This is a genomic window from Halochromatium sp., assembly GCF_054919635.1.
Map to the genome: position 1 here is coordinate 1 of NZ_JBUDPI010000244.1, position 6,023 is coordinate 6,023.

4 protein-coding genes and 2 pseudogenes are annotated in these 6,023 nt (G+C 62.7%); 1 reads left to right on the forward strand and 5 read right to left on the reverse strand.

Translation table 11 applies throughout. The features are described 5' to 3' along the window. The 3 genes and pseudogenes from ACY693_RS13735 to ACY693_RS13745 form a co-directional block, all read right to left on the reverse strand. A pseudogene (locus tag ACY693_RS13735) lies at positions 1-187 on the reverse strand (hypothetical protein); the annotation flags it as partial. Continuing rightward, positions 187-1,008, reverse strand: coding sequence for a 2Fe-2S iron-sulfur cluster-binding protein (locus ACY693_RS13740; RefSeq protein WP_462322393.1), 822 nt, complete (start codon positions 1,006-1,008; stop codon positions 187-189). The gene ACY693_RS13740 and the pseudogene ACY693_RS13735, both read right to left, overlap by 1 nt. Positions 1,009-1,080: 72 nt before the next feature. Next, the gene (locus ACY693_RS13745) at positions 1,081-3,063 is read right to left on the reverse strand and encodes an NADH-ubiquinone oxidoreductase-F iron-sulfur binding region domain-containing protein (RefSeq protein WP_462322394.1); all 1,983 of its coding nucleotides are present in this window, start codon (positions 3,061-3,063) and stop codon (positions 1,081-1,083) included. A 288-nt stretch (positions 3,064-3,351) separates the two neighbouring features. On the opposite strand from ACY693_RS13745, the gene ACY693_RS13750 reads away from it, so the two are divergent. Further along, complete coding sequence (locus tag ACY693_RS13750) at positions 3,352-3,831, forward strand: Hsp20 family protein (protein WP_462322395.1); 480 nt, start codon at positions 3,352-3,354, stop codon at positions 3,829-3,831. A 433-nt stretch (positions 3,832-4,264) separates the two neighbouring features. Here ACY693_RS13750 and hemW read toward each other — a convergent pair whose 3' ends face one another. Further along, positions 4,265-5,452 (reverse strand): radical SAM family heme chaperone HemW, encoded by a 1,188-nt coding sequence (gene hemW / locus ACY693_RS13755; protein WP_462322396.1) that lies wholly within the window; start codon positions 5,450-5,452, stop codon positions 4,265-4,267. Between the two features lie 167 nt (positions 5,453-5,619). Next, a pseudogene (locus tag ACY693_RS13760) lies at positions 5,620-6,023 on the reverse strand (ABC transporter substrate-binding protein); the annotation flags it as partial.

The window sequence follows — 6,023 nt, forward strand, 5'->3', positions numbered from 1 at the left end:
TCGGGGTCCGGTCGAAATCCAGCAGCTCGATCAGATCGATCAGCCGCTCGTCGATATCGAGTAGCGACATGTGACAGCCGAAGCAGCCGGCAAGCGAGGCCGTCGCTACGCGCAACTTAGGAGCAGGTGCCTTGGCAGTGCTCGCTGTGTGAAGCCTCTGGTCAGTGCGAACATCGGTGCGCTCCATCAGGCATCCTCCTCCGCGTTTGCAGAGAGGCTCGGGGCTCTGGCCACACGCCTGCTCGTGACCCTGGCGCTGTACTCCTCTGCCCCGAGCCGCACCGCATCGCCCACCCGGCTGATCGGCTCGCGGTCATAGAGGCGCTCGCCGATCGGCACCCGGTAACCCTGGCGCTCTGGCGCGTCGCCAGTGCCGGGGCGCGGCAAGATGGCACCGACCGGACAGCTGTGCGCAGCCCGATCGCCCCGCTCCAGCCAGCTATCGCCAAGCTGCCCGCTGGGTGAATCGACGATCAGGCGCGAGTCCAGTCCCCGACCCGCGATCGCGAACACGCGCTTCTGATCCAGGGTGCGGCTCGCGCGCACGCAGCGCTCGCAGAGGATGCAGCGATTGCGGTCCAGCACGAAGTGCGGATGCGAGGCGTCGAGCTCGCGCTCAGGGAAGCACTGCTTGAAACGTGGCTCCAGCATGCCGCAGTAGTAGGCCACCGCCTGCAGCTGACAGGCACCGCTGCGCTCGCAGGCCGGACAGACGTGATTACCCTCGACGAACAGCATCTGTAGCACAGCGACCCGCAATGCCCGAACCGCCTCGGTCTCGCTCTCGACCTCGAGCCCAGCCGACGCCGGGGTAATACAGGAGGCCAGCTCCCGCCCGTTGACCCGGACCAGGCAGACGCGGCAGCTCCCATGCGGCGCCAGCGCCGGATGATGACAGAGGTGTGGGATATAGACCCCGGCCGCCATGGCCGCATCCAGAATGGTCTGGCCCGCCTGGAATGGGATCTGCTCGCCGTCGAGACGGAAGCTACCTTCGGTTGTCGTCATCGATCATCTCCTGATGGAGCATCGCCTTGCTGCCCTCGTTCTGTTGCCCTGATGCCGGGCCTGGGCGCTTCCTCAGCTCGCTGCTGAGACCAGCGGCTCCGGGTCGAGGTGAGCAGCAGCATCATCACGCCCGGTGAGCCGGCGCGCCTCGGATAACGCAGCGTCGAGATCAAAGGATGGGGTATGCGCTGCGCTCGCCAGCGGCTCCTGATACAGCTGTGGGAACTTGTCCAGCGTCTGCAACAGGTGATTCGGTGCTGTATGCCCGAGGCCACAGTGGCTGGCGCGGCGCATCACGTCAGCGATCTGTCGCATCTCTTCAAGGTCATGCGCGCAGGCGCGACCGACCGCGACCTTCTCGATCAGGTCGCGCAGCAGCACCCCGCCGACCCGGCAGGGGGTACAGAAGCCACAACTCTCATGGACGAAGAACTCGGCAAAGTTGCGCACCATCTCCAGCAGATCCCGGCGCTGGTCGAAGATCATGAACGAGCCCGCGGTCGGTAGATCCTCAAATGCCAAGACCCGATCCAGCTCATCGGCGCCCAGCGTCGAGCCCGCGGCCCCGGAGACCTGAACTGCCTGCACATCCTTGGCACCGCAGAGATCGAGCACCTCGCGCACCGAGGTGCCAAAAGGCACCTCATAGACACCGGGCAAGGCGCAATCGCCGCTGACGCTAAGGATCTTGCTGCCGGGCGAGCGGTCCGTGCCCTCGCTGCGGAGCCATTCACCGCCATGCTCGGCGACACGGGCAGCGGCGAGGAAGGTCTCGACGTTATTGACCACGGTCGGTCGGTACAGATAGCCCGCGGTCACCGGGAACGGCGGTCGCTTGCGGGTCACTCCACGCTTCCCCTCGAGCGACTCGATCAGCGCCGATTCCTCACCGCAGACGTAGGCGCCCGCGCCCAGGTGGATCTGAATATCGAAGTCGAAAGGGTCATCGACCGCTTCCGTCCCGCCGCGCGCTCGGCTTCCCGCCCCGATCTGGTTGCCCAGCAGCCCGAGCTCACGGCGCCGTTGCAGCACCGCCTCCAAGTGCTCGAGCAGGTAGCGATATTCGCCGCGGAGATAGAGAAAGCCCTCACGCGCACCGACGATGCCGGCGCAGAGCGTCATCCCCTCGATCACCTGATCGGCATAGGAGGTCAAGAGCACCCGATCCTTAAAGGTACCGGGCTCACCCTCATCGGCGTTGCAGACCACGACCTTGTCGGAGCGGCCAGTCTTGCGGCCAGTCTCGCGACAGGCGCGCCACTTGAGCGCAGTCGTAAAGCCGGCCCCACCGCGTCCGCGCAGCCCAGAGCGCTCGATCTCGGCCAGCACCGCCTCGCCGCCCCGCACGAACAGCGCCGAGAGGCCTGCATCGCGCACCTCGAGGTCGCTCAAGAGCCGGCCGGCCCGATGCACGTTGTTGGAGACAGCAAAATACTCCCGCGGCCAGTGTTGAAGCGGCACCCGGGTGTTGACCAGGGCAGCGATGTGGCGAATGCGCTCTTCGTCCAGATTCGGGATGGCAAAGCCGTTCACCAACAAGGCTGGCGCTTGATCGCACATCCCGGTACAGGAGGTCAGATCGACAGTGGCGCGACCATCGGCGCGGGGCACACCCAGGTCGACGCCGAGCCGATCACAGAGCAGCTGCATCAGGCGCTGGTTGCCCAGCATCCGGTCGGTGATATTGTCACTGAACAGAATGTCGAACTGGCCGCGCGGGCTGCGGTGTAAGAAGGCATAGAAGTCGATCGCAGCCAGGCATTGCGCCCGCGTCACATCGAGGGCGTCCATCAGCTTACGAATACCGGCCTCTGGAATGAACGAGAATGTCTGCTGCAGAGCAATCAGGTGCTGAAGCACATGCGCTGGACGACGGCCAAGACGGGCCAATGAGCGCTCAACAACCCGGGCCACCTGCTGCGGGTCTGGGTCCGGGTCCGGCTCCAGCGCCTGCCTCGGCATCGGCATCGGCTCGCCGGGCCTTGACCCGGTCTGCGCCTGCGCACGAGCGCTCGGCCGTTCGGTCAACACGCCTACAGGGCTGGCCTGATGCATGACGCCTCCGTTAGAAAATCATTAAATAGATCCACAGTATAGTCAGTGGCCCTAACTTCGCCGGCCTTCCGCCAGAAAAGGCATAAAGGAATTTGAAAAACAACGATCTAAAGACTCAATCCAGAGGATAGGTCGAAACAAGATTACAGTTTGTCCATGTCCTCTTGCAAAGCCGCCACCCCTGCTCTACTTTACATAACGCAGGCGGCCAACACGGCGTCTGCAGCAAACCGGCGGTTCCTCGGGAACGCCAACTCAACCCATATTGCTCATTTGGAGGATATGACGATGACAACCATCGACTTCTCACCGCTGTTCCGCTCGATGATCGGCTTCGACCGGATGGCGCCCTCGCTCGAGAATGCGTATCGCACCGAGGCCGGCGGCTATCCGCCCTATAATGTCGAGGTCGAGGACGAGAATAAGTACCGCATCACCATGGCGGTGGCGGGCTTTGCCGAGAGCGATCTTGGTCTCGAGACCAAGGAGAATCTGCTCACGGTCACCGGCTCGCGCAAGCAGGACGACGATGAAGACGCTCGGCGCTACCTCTATCGGGGTATCGCGACCCGTAGCTTCGAGCGTCGCTTCCAGCTCGCCGACTATGTGAAGGTGGTCGACGCAAGGCTCGAGAACGGGCTCTTGCACATCGACCTGGTGCGTGAGGTGCCAGAGGCCATGAAGCCGCGCAAGATCGAGATCCGCGGTGATAGTGGACGCTACATCGAGGGCACCAGTACCCAGGAGGACGTGCGCGCTGCTGCATAACGGCGAGCAGCCGCCCTGATCCCTGCATCGGCTAGCCTCTGCGGCTAGTCCCACAAGGGATCAGCTCCAGCGGTAACTGACGCAAAGGCCGGACAACTGTCCGGCCTTTTTCGTTGGGATCGCTTTAACTGAGACAGCTTCCGCCTCGTCCTGACACGAGGCTCGTGTGCACTTTATCCACAGCTCAGCCCACAGCGACATAGAAACATGAAGAACATCACCTTCAGCGCAGACGAGCACTTGATCGAGGCAGCAGATACTCGCGCGCAGGCCGAACGCACGACTCTCAATGATCCATTTCGAGCTTGGCGAAGAGACGATGCTCGGCAAACTGAACGGCTCGCTGACGATGACAGGCTGATGCAGGACCTGCGAGCAAGATGCGAGTTGGCCGGAAGCTGAGCCGAGACGAGATCAATGAGCACAGCGCGCATCAGACCGAGAAGCATGCAATCAGGTCGTTCAAGAACGCGAGACCGCGCTCGGTCGGCTGAATCAGCCTCTGGCCAGAGGTCTCCGAGCAGGAGACCAATCCAAGCTCAGTGGCAGCGCGCAAGCCGGGCTCGAGACGGTGAGCACCAAGGCCCGTGCCGCGCTCGAACTCTATGGCCGTAAAGCCATCGACCAGCCGAAAGGCATTCAACACAAACTCCTCCAGCAGGTCCTGCTCAGACAGGGTCCGCACCGAGCTCGTCGGATCGCGAGCATTGACACTTGCGCTAAGATAGGCATCTGGATGACGCCGTTTTGCTCGGCGCTCAACGCTTCCTGAGCGCGCATCGCTCAGCTTCCCATGCGCCCCAGCGCCAATGCCAAGATAATCACCGAAGCGCCAGTAGTTCAGGTTGTGGCGACAACGCTGGCCTGGCTGCGCAAAGGCAGAGATCTCATACCGCTCGAAACCAGCTGCAGCTAGTAGCTCCAACCCCTGCTGCTGGATTGCATCGGCCAGATCAGGGTCAGGCAACGCAGGTGGCCGCTGATAGAACGCGGTGTTCGGCTCCAGGGTCAGCTCATAGTAAGAAAGGTGTGTCGGCTCCAGTGCAATGAGCCTCTCCAAGTCACCGCGCGCCGCCAGGAGATCCTGCCCTGGCAGTGCGAACATCAGATCGAGGTTGAGGTTGCTCATCCCAGTCGCGCGTGCCGCTGCGACCGCGCGCAGCGCATCCTCTGGCGTATGGATGCGCCCGAGCCGCCCAAGCACCTCAGCCGAGAGCGATTGCACCCCGATCGATAGCCGATTCACGCCGGCCTCGGCATAACCGGCGAAGTGCGCCTGATCGACCGTCCCCGGATTCGCCTCCAGCGTGATCTCGACATCGCTGGACAGCTCGAGCCGCGCCCTCACCCCAGCGAGCAGCCGCTTTATCGCGGCTCCCGACAACAGGCTCGGCGTCCCACCACCGATGAAGATCGAGATCAGCGGCCGTGCGGGGCCAGTCGCGAGCCGTTCGCACTCCAGGTCGAGGTCCCGCAGCACCGCGTCGACATAGGCGGCCTCTGGTAGCCCAGTGTCACGTGCGGCATGCGAATTGAAATCGCAGTAGGGACATTTGCGCACACACCAAGGCATGTGCACATAGAGCGCTAATGGCGGTGGCCTTACTAAGGGAAGGGCCAAGGCTTGACTCCGGCTCACCGCCTGCACGCAAGATCGATCCGGCCAGCGATCAAGGTAGAGGCGATTTCTGCCAAGATTCGCGGGCACAGAGAGCAGCGCAAACGCCTGCTCCGGCGTTACCGTGACACAAGCAATTCATCGTCCAGGGTGACGACGCGCCATGGACGTTAGCCGGACAACTGATCACGCGCTTGCAGATAGGCCAGCTCCGAAACCGCACTCCACTCCTTGGAGCTGGTCAGAAACTTCTGGTAGGACGCATAGGTCTTGCGCGAGAAGGCGTCCTTCTCGGCGATCTCGGCGACAACCTCATTCGAGAGCTTGCGCAGCTCCAACAGCACATCATCCGGATATCTTCTCAACTCCACCCCATGTTCGCTCAGCAGCGTCTGTAACGCTGCCGGATTGCGCGCCGTGTACTCTGCGAGCACGTCCTGATTCGCAACCTTGCAGGCATTGAGCACGATTGCCTGAAGATCATCCGGCAAGGCGTCAAAGACCTCCTTGTTGATAAACGCCTCCAGTGTTGTGCCCGGCTCGTGCCAACCCGGGTCGTAATAGTACTTGGCAG